Origin of the sequence: Paenibacillus sp. IHB B 3084 (assembly GCF_001447315.1) — a bacterium.
Classification (GTDB): domain Bacteria; phylum Bacillota; class Bacilli; order Paenibacillales; family Paenibacillaceae; genus Paenibacillus.
In genome coordinates this window covers 426686-444095 of record NZ_CP013203.1, presented here as the reverse complement: position 1 = coordinate 444095, position 17410 = coordinate 426686, and the positions used below count along the sequence as shown (strand labels likewise).

Genomic DNA, 17410 nt, shown 5'->3' with positions numbered 1-17410 from the left:
GAACCGGAATGACGGAGGATGGGCTATGGCGGACATAGATGTACAAAAGCAATATGGGGATGAGCCGAAGGCTTCCGGCTGGGCGGCAGGCATTGATGTCGGCGGGACGAAGACGCTGATCTGTATCGGTACAGCGGAACGGCAAGTGGTGGTGAGGCATAAAATTCCGACGGTTCATACGAAGGATGCCGCCTTTTTCTTTGAAAGTCTGTTCGGGGAGCTGGAAAGCTGTCTGGAGCAGGAAGGCTTGACGCTAGAGCAATTAAAAGGAATCGGGATCGGCTTTCCCGGTGTGGTAGATAACGATAGCGGCAGAATCACTCACGCCCCGGCGCTCCAATGGAGCATGCACGACAGTACACATGACAGTGGTATGCATGGCGGTATACGATCTGTCATTGGACAGCGCTATAGCGGACGCTTGGTGCTGGATAATGATGTGAATATGGCTGCGTTGGGAGAGCAATGGCTGGGCGCAGCGAGGGGATTACGTCATGTGCTGATGGTAACGGTAGGCACAGGCATTGGAAGTGGTCTTATTTTGAACGGGGAGCTATACAAGGGAGCCGCAGGCGGAGCTGGGGAAATGGCCTACTGGATTGCAGGTGAAGAACAGGCGCGGCAAGCGGCAGAACGAAGAGGGACGGACGAGTTCGGTGTGTTCGAATCTTTAACGTCGGGTACGGCAATAACGCACAGTGTAAAATCGGCCCTCGCATCCGGCATACCAGGTACGCACATGGTACGGCTGGCGGATGGCCAACGGGACCATGTTGGGGCGCGACATGTTCTGCAAGCAGCAGCCGAAGGAGATGTGGAAGCACAGACGATTCTGGAGCCTGCACTGGCTCATATGGCGATGGCTTTGACGAATGTGATCAGCTTGCTGAACCCGGAAATGATCGTTGTAGGCGGAGGTGTGGCTGAAGGGAGCGCGTATTATTTGGATGAAATTCGGCAAAGAGTAGCCTTATGGACGGACATTCCTTGTACCATTGTACCTGCTGGGCTGGGTAATGAAGCCGGGGCCATCGGAGCGCTGGCGACGATTCTGGGCAGCACGGTACGCTAAACAACAGGGAGGATTCCAGATGGTTGGCTCACAAATGCTGAAGTTGCGAGGCTTTTATTTGTTTATTGGTTTGGCCGGGGGGATGTTTAACCCGTATTTGACGTTACTGCTGGTTCAGAACGGGTTGACGAGCACCAGTGTTGGTGCGCTGATGGCGATCGGTACGCTGGTATCCATTCTGGTTCAGCCGATCTGGGGAATTATTGTGGATCAATACCGTCAAATGCGGCTGGTGCTTATTTTGAGTGTGGCTGTCCCGGGTGTGATGGCGGTATGTTATCAGTCAGAGCATTTTGTGCTGATGGCGCTTGTATATTCGATTATGGCTATATTCACGGCAACACAGGCGCCGATCGCTGATTCCTATGCGATCGTGACAGCGAAAAAGGCAGGAGCGACTTACGGCAGCATACGATTTATGGCGAGTATAGGTAATGCGGTGGGCGGTTATGCTGGAGGGCTGTTTGTGTCGCTTCTATCGGTGTCCATGATTTGGGTGCCTTTTTTGGTACTGAACGGTCTTGCGGCCCTGACGGCACTGGCGCTTCCGAAAAACACGGAGGAAGATCTGGCGTTGCGCAAATCGTTTTCTGACGGTATCGGTCAATTAATCCGTAACAAGACGTTTTTAATATTTTGGGTGGCAGCTTTTTGGTGAATCAGACGTTGACCGCATTTAACACCTATTTTGTACTGGCTTTTAAAATGTCAGGAGGACCTACGGGGTTGGTCGGGGTTGCTCTGCTGGTTGCTTCCATTACGAATGTGCCCTCCATGCTGCTGGCTTCCCGGGTGATTCGCAGGATTGGGCTGGAGAGAACCCTTTTGCTAGGGGCTGTAGCCTATATGCTGCGTTGGGGAGTTCAACTGGCATTTCCTGATCCTGCGGTTATGATTGCTGTGCAGGTGTTGCACGGGTTGTCGTTTGGATTTTTCTACATTGCGGCCGTTGAATATGTATCGCATGTGACAGAAAAGGATATGCAGGCCACCGGACAAAGCGTGTTCAATATGGTATTCGCCGGACTGGCGGGCATTGTAGGTAATCTGTTGAATGGATACCTCCTTCATGCCGGGGGACCGCAGCTTATGAACCTGGCTTGTCTGATCAGCGCGACCTTAGGTGCGTTAATGATGGTTTATGTATCACGCAGCCGTAAAGATGGAAAGACAGAGAAGGTGCGCAAGCTATCCATGAGTCTTCCATCAGAAACTTCGCCGCAGGAGTAGTATAATGAAGCTACTACATCGTTAAAACTTAACAAAACACAGAGAGCATCCCAACCCTGATGAGAGGGAGGATGCTTTTTTTTGCGTAAAAGCAACTTTTAAGTCACTTGGCATGGCAACATACCTAACGCGATTCGAACGAAGAAAATAGTTTATTCGCAGGAAAATAGTGATCTTTTATAAAAGTAAGCGTTTTATCGTGTTTGGTAATCGCTTTCATCTAAACTGTTTATGATCGGGAAACTAGTTTATTGTCAGTTTTCCTACGCTCATGTCATACTAAGGCACATCCCGGACCTACACGGACAGATACATGCCAATGCATGATATGCCATAACCTTCTGATAAGAAGAGGGGCGAACGGGAAAAAGCAGACAAAGGGGTGTTCAGGAATGAGAGGAAATAAGGCTGGAGGAACATTGAAGAAGCTGCGTCTGCTGCTTGCAGCTACAGTTGCACTGTCGGTTGTATTGAGCGGATGCTCGTCGGGTGAGGCGGACAAAAGTTCGACGGCTACCGGAGACAAGGGTGGTTCATTGAAGGTTGAAATTTTTGACAGAGGCAACACACCTCAAGGCTACACCATTACCGACAGCTATTTAACCCGTTATGCAAAAGAGAACTTTGGCAAACCCAACAATATTGATCTATCATATGTGCCTGTTCAGCGCTCGGAAGAGGTCACCAAGCTGAATGTCCTGATGGCGAGTGGCGGCGATGTACCTGATATCGTATTCACTTACGATTCCGGCACTTTTGAGCGGTACGCAGAGCAAGGTGGGCTGACAGATTTGACTCCGCTACTGAATGAGTATGGCCCGAATCTCAAAAAATTCCTTGGTGAAGATACGCTGAGCTACGGTCAGGTGGAAGGCAAGCAGTTTGCCATTCCGGGTAAGCGTACTATTTTAGGGAAATATTCTTCCTTCATACGCCAGGATTGGCTCGATACACTGAAAATGCCTGTCCCTAAAACGACAGACGAACTATATAACACGCTCAAAGCATTCAAGGAAAAAGACCCAGGCAAGACCGGCGGTAAGGTGGTTCCGCTGGGGATGACGATGGAGCCGGGACAATATGATTCGCTGCTGTGGTCTTTTATCAAGCCGGTGACGGATGAGCAGAAATATACGCTGACTCAAAAGCTGGGTTCCCGTGACTATCCGATCCTGCTGCCTGGATTCAAGGATGGAGTTCAGTTTATGAACAAGCTTTACAATGAAGATCTGATCAGCAAGGATTTTGGTTTGGATAAGGATAAAAAACAACTGACTCAGGATATTCAAAGCGGCAATACCGGCTTTTTCAGTGAAGATTACGACAACATTTTTACAACGACTCCGCTTATGCAAATCTGTTGGCCAACCAGCCGAAAGCCAAGCTGACGCCAATGGATCCGTACACGAACAGTGAGGGCAAGCATGCCAAGCCGGAATTTGCATCCAATGGCCTGTACATTATGGTACCTAAATCCAGTGAGCATGCGATTGAGGCGATTAAGTACCTCGATTGGATGTCTTCCGAGAAGGTACTGCTCGATATGCAAAACGGTGTAGAGGGTGAAAATTATACCTTGAAAGATGGAATCCCGGTTGCCAAGGAAAATCCGACACAAGAAGCACAGGACCGTATCTATAATCAGGGCGATGTAGTTATCGTAGCGAACGGCAAGATTGCAGGCGATGATGAGAAGAACAAGGAAGCCTTTATTTTGGGCATGCCGTCCCAGTTCCAGGGGATGTCCGCAAAGCGATGGATATTTCCAACACAGACACCGTACCTCCGCTGAAATTTGACCATCCAATCAAATCCGAGTCCAAATACAGCAACTCGCTGCTGGACAAGTTTGATGAAATGGTTGTGAAATCGGTAATGGCACCACCTGCACAATTTGATGCAACCTATGAAGCGGCATTGAAGGATTATATGGCAAGCGGCGGTCAAGCGATACTGGATGAGCGCACCGAGGCTTACAAGGCCATGACAGACAAGTAAGAAGGCGGAATGTAAAGGAGGAGACAGCGCATGAAAGGGAACGTTTACTTCCGCAGATATTGGCAATTATACGCGTTGCTTGTGCTGCCCTTGGTCTACTTTATTGTATTCAAATATGGCCCGATGTGGGGCGTGCAGATTGCATTTAAGGATTTCAACTTTTTCCAGGGAATTACCGGAAGTGAATGGATCGGATTCGACGCGTTTCGGGAAGTGTTCCGCATGGACGATTTCTATAGAACACTGCGCAATACCATCGTGCTGAATCTGCTTGATCTGCTGGTATCTTTTCCGGCACCCTTGGTCCTGGCGATTTTGCTCTATGAAATGAAAGTGGTCTGGTTCAAGAAGCTGTCGCAGACGATTTTGTACATTCCCCATTTTATCTCGTGGGTAATTATTGGCGGGATTGTGTACCAGGTATTTGGTACGCAGTCCGGCATGATCAACAATGTGCTGACCTCGTTCGGATTTCAGGCAATTCCTTTTTTGACGGATAAAAATGATTGGGTGATCACCTATCTGCTTACGGGTGTGTGGCAAAGTGCAGGCTGGGGAACGATTTTGTACCTGGCTGCCTTGACTGGAATTAACCGGGAGTTGTTTGAGGCCGCTGAGGTAGATGGCGCAGGGCGTATGAAACGAATTTGGCACATTACGATCCCAGGTATGAAAACGACGATTGCTACGCTGCTCATCATTAATCTGGGCAATATGATCACCATTGGCTTTGATCGTCCTTATGTTATTGGCAACGTGGCGGTTCGGGATTATTCCGATGTGTTAAGTACGTTTGTATATCGTATCGGAATGGAATCCGGGCAATATACGCTGGCAACGGTGGTGGGGCTGTTTCAGGCGGTGGTCGGTCTGATCTTCGTACTGGGCGCGAACTATGCTTCCAAGAAGCTGACGGATGAAAGTATTTTGTAAGTGGTAAAGGAGCTGACACCTGATGAGTGAACGTACTGCGAACCGCACCTTTGATATCGTAACCACCCTATTGGTGGCTGTGGCTGTACTGCTGTGTTTGGCCCCGTTTATTCATATTTTGTCTATTTCCTTCAGCTCAAACCGGGCTATTACGTCCGGAGAAGTTACCTTGTTCCCGGTTGAGTTCAATCTGAAGGCGTACGGGAAGGTTTTCTCCGATTTGAGCATGATTCGTTCGCTCGGGTTTACGGTCATGCTGACTGTGATCACGACGGTGCTGAGTATGCTGATGACGGTGATAGCTGCATATCCGTTAACGAAGAAAAATTTAAAGGGCCGCAAAACGATTATGTTTATGATTGTGGTGACGATGTTTTTCAGTGGCGGCATCATTCCAGAATACATTCTGGTGCGCGATCTGCATTTGCTGAATAATATGTGGTCCCTTATTTTACCCGGTCTGATCAGTCCGTTTTATCTGATTATTCTGATTTCCTTCTTTAACGGGATTCCAGAGAGCTTGGGAGAAGCAGCAGAGATTGATGGCAGCAGCCAATTCGGTACTTTGATTCGGATTGTGCTTCCGCTATCCCTGCCTGTTCTGGCGACATTAAGTCTGTTTTACGGTGTGGGGCGCTGGAATGGGTTTCAGGATACGCTGATGTATATCCAAAACCCGGATTTGTTCCCGTTGCAGCTTAAGCTGTATCAAATGATTCAAAATAACATGGTGTCCGAGCTGTCGAGGCTGGAAGGAGCAAGCGGCGCAAGAATTACACCTGAAGGGCTGAAGGCGGCGAGTGTCATTTTCGCAACGGTTCCGATCATGCTTGTTTATCCATGGCTGCAAAGATATTTTGTCAGCGGCGTGATGCTTGGAGCGGTGAAAGGATGATGACGATGAAGGCGAAGGGGGAATACTCCTTTTCCACCTGTTGGAATATAAAAAGGCATACAGTCGGCCGAGAGCTTGTGGAGGAAATCCGTGAGCTGGGCTTTGGCCGGGTGGAGCTGAATTATAACATTACCCGGGAAATGCTGACGACGATTGAGCCTATGATTGAGCGGGGAGAAATCGGCATATCGAGTGTGCATAATACGTTTCCATATACGCCCGACCCGGATTACGGTACGGATTCCGTTCTGCTCGGATTTGATGATGAGACGAAGCGAAAACGCGCGATAGAGCTGCAGGTACAATCTGCGGAATATGCGCATCGTTATGGTGCAAAGGCAGTGGTTGTGCATCCTGGAGAGGTTCCGTTTCCTTACGATATCAGCGGTGAGCTGGAAGTGATTTACCGTGAGCAGGGCAGGGATTCGGTAGCTTATCAAGCGTTGTGGGCACAAATGCTGGAGCGGCGGAATACGCTGAGCGGGCATTATGTACAACGTATCCGCGACAGTCTGGAAGAGGTGTGTGACCGTATCGCCTCCAAGGGCTATGATGTAGCGATTGGTATCGAAACGCGTTCACGCTGCTATCAGATGCCTACCTTACAGGAGGCCAAGACGATCATAGACGATTTGAAGGGCGCACCCGTATATCTGTGGTATGACATTGGACACGGCATGATCATGGACCGGATGGGATTGTACGATAATGCCAAGGAAGCCAATGAAATGATCGACTATATTCTCGGTGTCCACATCCATGAAACGATAGGGTTATCCGATCACTGGTGCCCTTATATTCATAGTGGTGATCTGGAGTTCTTTGATCGTTTCATTCAGATCATCCTGCAGGCGCCGATCAAGGTGTATGAACTGAAAGCGGCTTGCCAGCCAGAGGACATTGAACGCAGCCATGAGTTGCTGACAAGTAAGATAGCGAAACTTCAGACGCAAGGATGATCAACGATTATGCATATCACAGGGGTTGAGGGAATGTACAGTAAAATCGTAGCGGTCAACGATGCCTGGGTGAAACCGGGCATGGATCATCAGGTGCTGGATGTCGACAGCCGTTATTACGGCGGGGTGACCGATGATGAGAACGGGATTGCCTGGCCTAATCATTCGGTTGGCACTCCTGCGGCAATGGCAATCTGGGCGGCCGCGCTCGTCAATCCGGATTCCGCCTATTACCGGAATGAGGATGTGCTGATCCGGCTGGAGCTGGCGGCGCAGTACATGCTGCGTGTACAGCATGAGGACGGCTCTATTTCGCCGGGCTGGACCAATTTTCATTCGCCGCCGGATACGGCGTTCGTGGTGGTAGGCTATGCTCAGGTCTACCAGTTGCTGATCGGTGACGACTGGCTGGAGCTGTGCCGGGTGACTGGCGCGATCCGCCTGTTTCTGGAGCGGACGATTCCAGTCATGCTGACCGGAGGTTGCCATACGCCGAATCACCGCTGGGTGCTGTGCGCTGCTCTGGGCTTCCTGCATGAGCTGTTTGATCTACCCGAGGCGCTCGCCCGGGCCGGTATGTGGCTGGCAGAAGGGCTGGACGAAACGCCGGATGGCGAATGGACGGAGCGCAGCAACGGAATTTATAATGCCGTCAGCGATATTATGCTGATTCATGCCGCCCGTTTATTGAAGCTGCCGGAGCTGCTGGAGCCGGTGCGGCGCAATTTGCACATGATGGTGTATCTTGTCCATCCGGATGGGGAAGTGGTCACAGAGTATTCGGGAAGACAGGACTTCGGCGTGATGATGAATTTATCCTCCTATCTTCTCCCGTATGCCATGCTGGCTACCGAGGATGAGGATACTATATTCGAAGCGATGGCTGTCGCCGCGGTTCAAGTAACGGATCATCCGGGCGGTGCTCCGATTAATGCGGCTGTGCGCTTTTTGCTGGAGCCACGTTTGCAAACCCGCAAACTACCACCAGCTGCATTACCTGTCACCTATAACAAGCTGCTGAACGGAGGTTTTCCGAGGGCTGACTATCTGAGCCGGATGGATGAGGCAGGGCATCATCAGCACATTTATCACAGCAGGCTGCATACGGACTTTGGCGCTCCGGTTGCTCGATATCGGCAGAAGGATACCAGCGCGACACTCATGACCGAGGCTTCATCGTTCCTATCGTTGCGGCATGGAGATGCACGTCTACTGGCGGTTCAGGCAGCTTCGTATTTCTCGCCAGGCTTCGTGCCTATGCAGGAGCTGACTGCGCATGAAACCGGATGGACGCTATCGGGTCAGCAGGCCAAGGGCTATTACGGGCCTGTTGCTGCCGCTGATCTGCCGCCTACCTCGCAGGAGGAAATCAGTCCGTGGTATTTGCTCCCGCACCACAAACGACCACTAACCCATGAACAGAAGCATGAAATCCGGGTCGATGTGGATCGTCAGGAGGATATGTGGACGCTTCGTTTTCGTTCAGAAGGTCCGGTGGATTGCATGACACAGATTTTATTTGTTTTTGGACGTGAAGGAAAATTCACTTGCGGGGAATACAGGCTGGTTAATGAAGCGGTGCAATGCTGGACTGGGGGTATGGCGCGCTATGAATCGGGAAATGCATGGTTAGAGCTGACAGGAACAGCGATGGAGCATTCGGCTACTTCGGTTCGGGGGGCTGCTCACCCTGTGGATTGTCACACATTGCTAGTCAATTGGATGGCTCCGTTCGATCAGACGATCACGATCCGTATGTCTCCTTTGCCAGTGAGTGAAGTTTGAGGTACGATGAGCACCTGTTTCCGGGGATGAGGTTAGTCTCGGAAACAGGTGCTTTTTGGTGTCTTGAGCCCTGCTGAATGGAGCGCTTCCATTGAGCTTGAAGCGATTGTGGTGTACACTGTCCAGAACAGGTGTAAATTGGAACGTCAGGAAGGATGGACGGTTGCAAAGGAGGGAAAGACACTTATGTATGCCCGTTTAAGATCGTTGAATTATCCTGTAAAAGGGTATGTTTTATTGTATTGGCCGTATGCTCAGTGATAAGCACCTTGTGGATCATTAACGTGCGGCTGCCCTCGGGAGGCCGCCCTTATCTTTTATTTGGTGGAATATGATGCTGGCCTGGATTCCGATGCTTTTAACGCTGCTGCTTGATGTGATTTATAGTTCCTGGCGGCGGGGAACGAGAACATTTTTGCTCTGGATAACGGGAGCGGTATGGTTCTTTTTTTATCCCAACACACCGTATTTAATCACAGATTTGCTGCATGTGTTCGCGAGATATCCTTTTCTCGGGGAGCAACGCTTTTGGGGAGAGCCGTATTTCTGGAATCATGTACTGGGGATGCTGTCGGTCGCTGTCCTTGGGCTGACGATGGGATTTGTATCGCTCGAATCTGTACGACAGCTGGTACAGCGTGCACGCGGCGGGTTTGTAAGCTGGCTGTTTGTGCTGGCTGTACTGCTGCTAAGTAGCTTGGGGATTTATATCGGTCGTTTCTTTCGGGGGAACACATGGGATATTATATCTGCGCCTTCCCAGTTATATGCGCAGGTATCCTCCATATGGGCAGATACCCTGCAGCGTGCTCATTTTGTGGAGTTTAGTGGGATGGTATTCGCTATTTTGTTCATTAGCTATGTATCCACGATGTGCGTGGTTTGGATCGGCAACAGCCGTCGGGATGAATGGCGTAACTGGTGATGTCAATACGACCATGTGGCTGAGTAGCTTCATAAGCTTGAATAGAAAGGAGGAGTAGAGACAATGAACGGACAGAACCGATCAGATATTCGCGCAGGGCTTCAGGTGGATATTGTGCTTAAAAAAGATCAGCCTACCGGAAAGCTGACGCGAGGAACGGTGAAGGATATTTTGACCAATTCTCCGCGTCATCCGCATGGAATTAAAGTGCGTTTGGCAGACGGACAGGTTGGGCGTGTCAAACATATCGTAACCAATGAAGGATAGAGACCGCGGGTTGAGGGGGAATGACGTATGAATCAGGCAACGGCAAGGTCGCAACATGATCGCTATCCGTTTGTTTTGCTTGTATTACTGGTGCTTGTTCTCATCTGGTCCTTTATCCATCCGGCGGATCATTTTACCTGGGTACTGGAAGTTCTCCCGGCGATTTTGGGAGCGGGTCTGCTGGTGGCGGTTTACCGCCAATTCCGGTTTACGAATCTGGTGTATACCCTGATGTGGCTGCATGCGCTCATTCTGATTGTCGGCGGGCATTATACCTATGCGGAAATGCCCCTGTTCAACTGGATTCGGGATACCTTCGGGCTGGAGCGTAACTATTACGACCGACTTGGGCATTTTGTGCAAGGCTTTGTGCCTGCGCTTATTGTCAGAGAAGTACTGCTGCGTAAAACGACCTTGGGAAGCGGAGGTTGGCTGACCTTTCTCACGGTTAGTGTATGCCTTGCGATTAGTGCTGCGTATGAGCTGATTGAGTTTGCCGTAGCCAAGGCGACTGGAACGGCCGCAGAAGCCTTTTTGGGAACCCAAGGGGATATATGGGATACTCAATGGGATATGCTTCTTGCTTTGCTTGGTGCCATGACAGCCGTGATTCTGTTAAGCGGAGTACATAACAAGCTGCTGAAACAGCTCAGACATTAGCGGGTTCCTTTCTATTGGAGATTATAGCTGGACGATATAAAGTTGTAATGATAGTGGAGGGTGGTTACAGAATGCGTGCTAAAGCATTTTCTAACCACCCTTTGATGTATCCTGAGATCCGCAGTTTCTGGGGCTATATATGCGTCATAGGGCGGCTGCCGAGATGTAAGGTTGCTGCATCGATGTAGCTGTCCAGCAGCCGTTCGAAAATGCGGTCCCACGTCTGCTCCAGACTGTACGCTCTGCCCGCCACGGACATAGAATCGCGAAGCGGGCCGTCTTTGTACAACAGGTGTACAGCTTGGGCAAAGGCAGGGGCATCTCCAGCCGGACACAGTAAGCCCGTCTTCCCATGGATGAGATTATCCTTTACCCCGCCTTCATCGGCACCGACCACGGGCGTTCCGCTCGCCATGGCCTCCAGCACGACGTTGCCGAATGTTTCCGTAGTGGAGGGAAACAGGAATACATCCGCTGCGGCGTATAGCTCCGCTAATTCCTGCCCTTTCACAAAGCCAAGCCAATGGACTGCATGCTCTGGCACCCCCATGTCCGCTGCTGTTTTGACCTTGTACAGTGGTCCGTCTCCCGCAATGACCAGCACAGATTCTGCCCGGACATCGTCAGGCAACTGGAGATAGGCGTCCAGTAGGGTGTCTATTCCCTTTTCCGGTGCAAGTCTGCCGACATATAAAATAACGAAAGCGTCTGCGCGAACGCCCCATTTTCTCCATACTTCGTGACGATCCACTTTCGGTTGGAAGCGTTGGGTATCAATGCCTCGGCCCCAGATTTCGAGTTGACTCATTCCTCTATTGCGCAATAACTCCATAGTTGACCGAGAGGGCACGTACACTCGTTCACAATGTCTGTGAAACCAGAGCATGTATTTCCATAAGGCAGGTTCAAGCCAGCGAAGCTTGTAATATTCGAGGTATTTATCAAAGTGGGTATGATATGAGGCGACGAGCGGAACATGGTGTTTGGCTGCGTAGCTTGTTCCGTACAGGCCAAGGTTAAACGGGGTAGCGACATGAATCAGGTGCGGGGAAAAGGCGGTCAGACGGTCGTTAATCTGCTTGGCGTTGGGGATCGCCAGTCTGCATTCACGGTACAACAAAAAAGGGATGCTCCGAAACCGTTCTACACCCGGCCCGGAGGGCAGATGATGGTCTGCCTCCGGTGCGAAGACGAGCGTAGATACCCCATGTTTCTCCAGATAGCCAATCCATCGTTCCAGTGTCAGGGCAGCGCCATTTACGTCAGGAGCATACGTGTCCGTAAATAATGCGACTCGAAGCATGCCTTCATTCCTCCTCCGCCATTCTCATTTATCCTATGACGTTCCATGGGAGTCCGCTTGGAGGCTCCGGCTTTTATTGTGCCATGATTTTGTTTACGGGCTTGCCGGGTTTTGTAAAAGCTGACCCGCGGACGGGCGGTTTTCTCGGAACATCCAATAGTAGACGAGGGAGGACAAAATATAGAACACACCTGTCATGCTGAACGTGATGGCATAGCCCCAGTAATTGCCGTAGGTCGTAATCAGATAGGCTTGTACAGGTCCCATGCCTGCGGTTCCGAGCATCCAGGTCGTTTGGAGAATCGAGTTGGCAATGCCCCGGTTCTTATCCGATACACGTTCCACCAGAATGGCAGTTTGCAGCGGATTGGCCGCATTCATCAACGCTTGCCTGAACAGAAAGCTGATGGAAGCAATCCAGAGGACATTGGTGAAGCCGGTAATCAGAAGAAACGGGAGCGAGAGCAGTTGAAAGCCCACGACAGCCTTGACCAGTCCGATCCGGCTGCCAAGCGTAGGCCCGATCAGCATGGAGAGGATGGTCATGAGCTGACCGAGAGCAATCAGCAAACTCATCGCGCTGAGCGATACGGAAAAGCGGTTCGTAAAATATAAATTGAGATACGGGATGACCAGACCTGAGCCCAACCCGAGAAAAAACTGGGCAAGAACAAATTGTCCGATAACCCGGGTATCGGAAGCAGCAGGAGCAAGTGCTACTGGTAATGCGGGCGTGGATTCCGCCGTATCCGCTGTTACCGGTTCAGGTGTCGATTTGGCAAGGTGCACATTTTCTTCGACGTGAGAGGCTTTTGTCATGAACAATAGAGGAATAAAAGCGGTCAGTGTTGCCGTTCCTCCGAGAAACAGGGCGACCCGCAGACTGGAAAGCTGTGTGATCCCCCACGTTTGCAGTCCATCCGCAAGCACACCACCGCCAAAGCTCCCTATGACCTGTGCCGCGAGTACAAGAGCCGAGTAATAGCTGAATATCTTCAAGCGCTGGGCTTTGCTTATGCTTTCCGCCAAAAAGGGTACAGCCAGCACCTGAATAAAGGCGGCAAATACTCCCGAAACGACGGCGAAAACCAGCATACTGCCACTGGTATCCGTAAAGGTACGGATGAGAAAGGCAACACCGCTGAATAGCGCTCCGATGACCAGCATGTGTTTGCGGCTCGTCCGATCCCCTAAAAAACCGACCGGAATAAACAGCAAAGCTGTAGCCAGCGCCTGCATGCTCACCACTCGGCCATTCATGTCATCCCCGAAGCCAAGCCCCTGGATATGCAGGTTATACAGTACGGAAAACATCCCCGTACCCATCTGGTACAGCAGATTGGCGATAAAAAACAATCGGATATTACGTGGCCACTTTCGAGGCTCGTCTAACATTTTGCTAATCCATGACACGATGCGATCCTCCTGTGACGTTGATGCAGATAAGTTGATGCTGTTGATATGTATTCTAGCAGGATCTGTGCATTTCATAAATATTCCTTGTCTCCGATTTTTTTGGGTAATAATAAAGCATAGACTTTGTCTTGAAATTTCATTATAGTAATTCGGTATGAATAAATTTGAAGGGTAAGCAGGAGGGATGGCTTTGGCTTTTGGAGCACGGGTGTTAAAAACGGGAATCGCAGTGACGCTCGCCCTTTTTTTGAGCACGCTCTTGAATACCCATTCGCCTGTGGGGGCAGCGATAGCCGCTATTTTTGCCATGCAACCGTCGATATACAGGTCGTGGCGTTATTTTCTGGATCAACTCCAAACAAGCACACTGGGTGCAATCATGGCGTTGCTGGGCGGAATGGTATTTTCAAATGAACCGATTGCGGTCGGATTGGTATGTGTACTGGTACTAATGATATGTCTGAAAATAAATATGGCTGATACGGTAGGTTTGACACTCGTTACCGTTGTTTCTGTAATGGAAGCTTCCGGTGACTGGAAATTTGCGGTGACCCGTTTTGTGCTCACCTTAATCGGGATTGTTTCTGCTTTTGTCATTAATGTTACTGTTTTTCCCCCGAAACCGAAAAGGCAGTTTATCAATCAGATTCAAAGTGTATTTAACAGTATGTCCTTGCTGCTGCGCACCGCCATTTCCGATGAGATTAAGGAGTCTGTCTTTAAAGAGGAAAAAGGCAATCTGGAGGGAGCTATAAAATCGCTATCGGATAAATATCATTTGTTCGAGGAAGAGCAGAAGAAGCTCAAGCGCTCCCGGTTCAGTCAGACGAGGCAGATGGTGGTATACAAGCAAATGCTCGGAAGTTTGCACAAAGGATATGAGGTACTGGACGCGGTGGAAAGGCACTACTTCCAGTCCTTACGACCGAAGGGAACGGATGCATTTTTTGATAGTCATCTGGAGCTGCTGATCCGGTTCCATGAACATGCGCTGCTTAAATTCGAGGATAAGCTGAAACCGAACGAGGAAGAAAGCGAAATGTTCCAGCAGGCGAACGGCGAATTTATGAAGCATGCAATTACCCGTTTTGACCACTGTCAGGAGGGAATGCTGAGACTGTCGATTGTGGCTGCCGCGATGTATGACTATGGTCATCAACTGGAGCGGTTGAGCAGATTGGCGGATCATATTCATCCTGTGGAAGAGAGCAAGTAGCGAATGTATGAAAAAGCAAAAAGCGGTCGTATTCATCTATACAGATGGACGACCGCTTTTTGCGTATATAAAAAGGCATAAAAAAAGCCCGCTGGTTGCGAACAGGGGGTGAAGTTGCTACAATAGAGGATGCTATGTTTATGGTAAAACCATGAATTTAAATTCGTTAATTACACTTCTTATCGCATTATAGCATGTTTCAAAGTGTAAGTCAATTTTCCCGGATCAGAGGGATGCCAAGGGTATACCCAGGTCCATAATAGAACATAGTTTAGCCCTGCGGTGGAGCGGGAGGAAACGGAACAGGAGTGATGCCAGTGACTACTGAGCAGCAATGGAATGAGGAACAACGGAGAGTAGAGGACGTGACTGCTGTCATTAGCGGGCGCATTCGGAAGCTGGAGACGGAGGTTGGCTCTGTACGCGGAGATGTCGTAGATATGCGTAAAGACTTTTGGGATGAGGTAACGATCAATTTTAGTGAGGCGGATGATGTGGGCGAGACCTCCACCAGCTTGCGTCAGCAATCTGAAATTTTGTCGGAACGGGAGCGCAGGCACAAGCATTCTACAGAGGCGCTGGGTCGTTTGAAAAAGCTGCTGGAATCACCGTATTTTGCACGTATTGATTTTGCTGAGGAAGGACAGCCCGCAGAGCGTGTTTATCTGGGGATCGCCTCCCTGCTGGATAATCAGGACGAGGAATTTCTGGTCTATGACTGGCGTGCGCCGATTTCCAATCTCTATTACGATAATATGCCGGGTCCCGCTTCCTATAAGACTCCGACAGGGGAAATGAAAGGAGAACTGACGCTCAAGCGCCAATTCTCGATCCGCGGTGGACAGATTCGTTTTATGTTCGATACAGGGGTAACGATTGGAGACGAGCTGCTACAGGCGGTGCTGAGCCGCAGCTCGGATGCTCAGATGAAAAGTATTGTGGCAACAATCCAAAGGGAGCAGAATCGCATTATTCGTGATGATCGAAGCCGTATGCTCATCGTACAGGGGGCGGCGGGAAGCGGCAAAACATCTGCTGCGCTCCAGAGAGTAGCCTATTTGCTGTATAAGTACCGTGATCGCTTGCGCGCGGATCAGGTGGTGCTATTTTCGCCCAATCCGATGTTTAACAGCTACGTTTCGACGGTACTGCCCGAATTGGGTGAGGAAAACATGCTCCAGGCCACGCTTCAGGAGTATTTAGAGCGTCGGTTGGGCCGGGAGTTTCAACTGGAAGATCCCTTTGAGCAACTGGAATATGTACTTTCGGCATCGTCACAGCCGGGGTATGAGGCCAGAATGGAAGGTATCCGCTTTAAGTCTTCCAAGACGTTTTTACAAGCCATTACCGGATACAAGGCATATTTGGAGCAGGAAGGTATGCGTTTTAAACCGATCCGGTTTCAAGGGCGCGAGGTGGTTCCATTGGAGGAAATGGTGCGCAAGTTTTATGGATTCGACTCTTCGGTACGGCTGGCGAATCGGCTGGAGCTGCTAAGGGATTGGATGCTCAAGGAGCTGGCCCGTTTCGGTAAGGAGGAATGCTCTGCTCCATGGGTGGATCAGCAGATGGATCTGATGGAGCCTGAGGATTACCAGCGTGCTTATAATCGCATGCGGCGTAAATCCAAGAACAAGGGCCATACCTTCGACGATTTTACACGTGAACGGGAAATACTGGCGCGTATGGTGGTCAGTGACCGCTTGAAGCCCTTGCGTAAGTGGATCAAGGCGCTTCGCTTTGTGGACACGACCCGCTTATACGGGGAGTTGTTCCTGAATGAGACGCTGCTGAGCCAACTGGCCGATCACGCCGAGCTGCCCGATAGCTGGAGTGAAATCAGCCGTCAAACGCTGGAACGGATGCAGGCCGGGGAACTGGCGTATGAGGACGTAACCCCCTTTTTGTATCTGCGTGAGCTGATGTTGGGTTTCCGTTCCAATAGTAATATCCGTCATGTGTTTATTGATGAAGCGCAGGACTATTCACCGTTTCAACTGGCTTTTTTCAAGCGCTTGTTTCCGCAGGCTAAAATGACGGCGCTGGGCGATTTTAATCAGGCGATTTATGCGCATGCTTCGGTGCTTCAGGATGCGGAACCTCTCTATGAGCTGTATGGAGCGGAACAGACTGAGATGATCTCTCTGACACGCAGCTACCGCTCGACTCAGGAAATTGTGGAGTTTACCCGGGGAATGGTAGCCGAAGGCGAGCATATTGTACCGTTTAACCGGAAGGGTGAGAAGCCACGTGTTACGGAGGTACATTCGCGTGAAATGCTGCATCGTCTGATCGTCGGAAACATCACAGAATTGCTGGCAGAAGGCTATGAATCCGTGGCAGTAATCTGCAAAAATGCCGGAGAAAGTGCAGCAGCTTACGAAGCGCTCGAAGGGCAGTTGCCCGTGAAGCCAAGGCTGATCAAGAAGACAACTCCGGCTTTTGAAAAGGGAATTCATATCATTCCGGCTTATCTGGCGAAAGGCGTAGAATTCGATGCGGTCCTGATCTATGACGGATCAGCGGAGCAATATCAGCGTGAAAGTGAGCGCAAGTTGTTCTACACTGCCTGTACACGGGCTATGCATTTGCTGCACATTTATACGATAGGCGAAATTACACCATTCGTGAGTTCGCAGGAATCGGATTCGTATACCCGTAAAGTGGAAGAAAGTGATCCTGTTCTGTAAGACTGGCATAATTGTGCGTATTCCAGTAACATAAGCAAATAAGAAAAACAGGTAAGAAGCA

12 protein-coding genes and 2 pseudogenes are annotated in these 17410 nt (G+C 50.1%); 12 read left to right on the top strand and 2 right to left on the bottom strand.

The genetic code is table 11. The annotated features are described in order from the left end of the window. Positions 1–25: 25 nt before the first annotated feature. From ASL14_RS02060 to ASL14_RS02015, 10 genes and pseudogenes are all read left to right on the top strand, one after another. Positions 26–1072 carry an ROK family protein gene (locus ASL14_RS02060; RefSeq protein ID WP_134910263.1) on the top strand — a complete coding sequence of 349 codons (1047 nt, stop codon included), beginning with the start codon at positions 26–28 and terminating at the stop codon, positions 1070–1072. Further along, positions 1017–2302: pseudogene (locus ASL14_RS29440) on the top strand (MFS transporter). The gene ASL14_RS02060 and the pseudogene ASL14_RS29440 overlap by 56 nt, the downstream one beginning before the upstream one ends. Positions 2303–2694: 392 nt before the next feature. After that, positions 2695–4300, top strand: a pseudogene (locus ASL14_RS02050) (extracellular solute-binding protein). Between the two features lie 30 nt (positions 4301–4330). Then, positions 4331–5233, top strand: coding sequence for an ABC transporter permease (locus ASL14_RS02045; protein WP_134910262.1), 903 nt, complete (start codon positions 4331–4333; stop codon positions 5231–5233). A gap of 22 nt (positions 5234–5255) precedes the next feature. Then, a complete protein-coding gene (locus ASL14_RS02040) occupies positions 5256–6128 on the top strand; it encodes a carbohydrate ABC transporter permease (protein WP_134910261.1) in 873 nt (290 codons plus the stop codon). Continuing rightward, a complete protein-coding gene (locus ASL14_RS02035) occupies positions 6125–7087 on the top strand; it encodes a sugar phosphate isomerase/epimerase family protein (protein ID WP_134910260.1) in 963 nt (320 codons plus the stop codon). The genes ASL14_RS02040 and ASL14_RS02035 overlap by 4 nt, the downstream gene beginning before the upstream one ends. 9 nt (positions 7088–7096) lie before the next feature. Further along, entirely contained in the window at positions 7097–8872 is a 1776-nt protein-coding gene (locus ASL14_RS02030; RefSeq protein WP_134910259.1) for a hypothetical protein, read from the top strand. A gap of 331 nt (positions 8873–9203) precedes the next feature. Continuing rightward, positions 9204–9797: a DUF1361 domain-containing protein gene (locus ASL14_RS02025; RefSeq protein ID WP_223264163.1), complete on the top strand. Its 594-nt coding sequence runs from the start codon at positions 9204–9206 to the stop codon at positions 9795–9797. A 63-nt stretch (positions 9798–9860) separates the two neighbouring features. Beyond that, the gene (locus ASL14_RS02020) at positions 9861–10064 is read left to right on the top strand and encodes a YwbE family protein (RefSeq protein ID WP_013309792.1); all 204 of its coding nucleotides are present in this window, start codon (positions 9861–9863) and stop codon (positions 10062–10064) included. Positions 10065–10091: 27 nt separating this feature from the next. After that, positions 10092–10724 (top strand): DUF2238 domain-containing protein, encoded by a 633-nt coding sequence (locus ASL14_RS02015; RefSeq protein ID WP_134910258.1) that lies wholly within the window; start codon positions 10092–10094, stop codon positions 10722–10724. Positions 10725–10857: 133 nt separating this feature from the next. On the opposite strand, the gene ASL14_RS02010 is transcribed toward ASL14_RS02015, so the two are convergent. Then, positions 10858–12027, bottom strand: coding sequence for a glycosyltransferase family 4 protein (locus tag ASL14_RS02010; protein ID WP_134910257.1), 1170 nt, complete (start codon positions 12025–12027; stop codon positions 10858–10860). Between the two features lie 93 nt (positions 12028–12120). Further along, positions 12121–13440: an MFS transporter gene (locus tag ASL14_RS02005; RefSeq protein WP_442953212.1), complete on the bottom strand. Its 1320-nt coding sequence runs from the start codon at positions 13438–13440 to the stop codon at positions 12121–12123. Positions 13441–13627: 187 nt separating this feature from the next. Between ASL14_RS02005 and ASL14_RS02000 the strand changes: the two genes are divergently transcribed. After that, positions 13628–14659, top strand: coding sequence for an FUSC family protein (locus ASL14_RS02000; RefSeq protein ID WP_187644880.1), 1032 nt, complete (start codon positions 13628–13630; stop codon positions 14657–14659). A 311-nt stretch (positions 14660–14970) separates the two neighbouring features. Next, complete coding sequence (gene helD / locus ASL14_RS01995; RefSeq protein WP_223264308.1) at positions 14971–17349, top strand: RNA polymerase recycling motor HelD; 2379 nt, start codon at positions 14971–14973, stop codon at positions 17347–17349. Positions 17350–17410 lie beyond the last annotated feature (61 nt).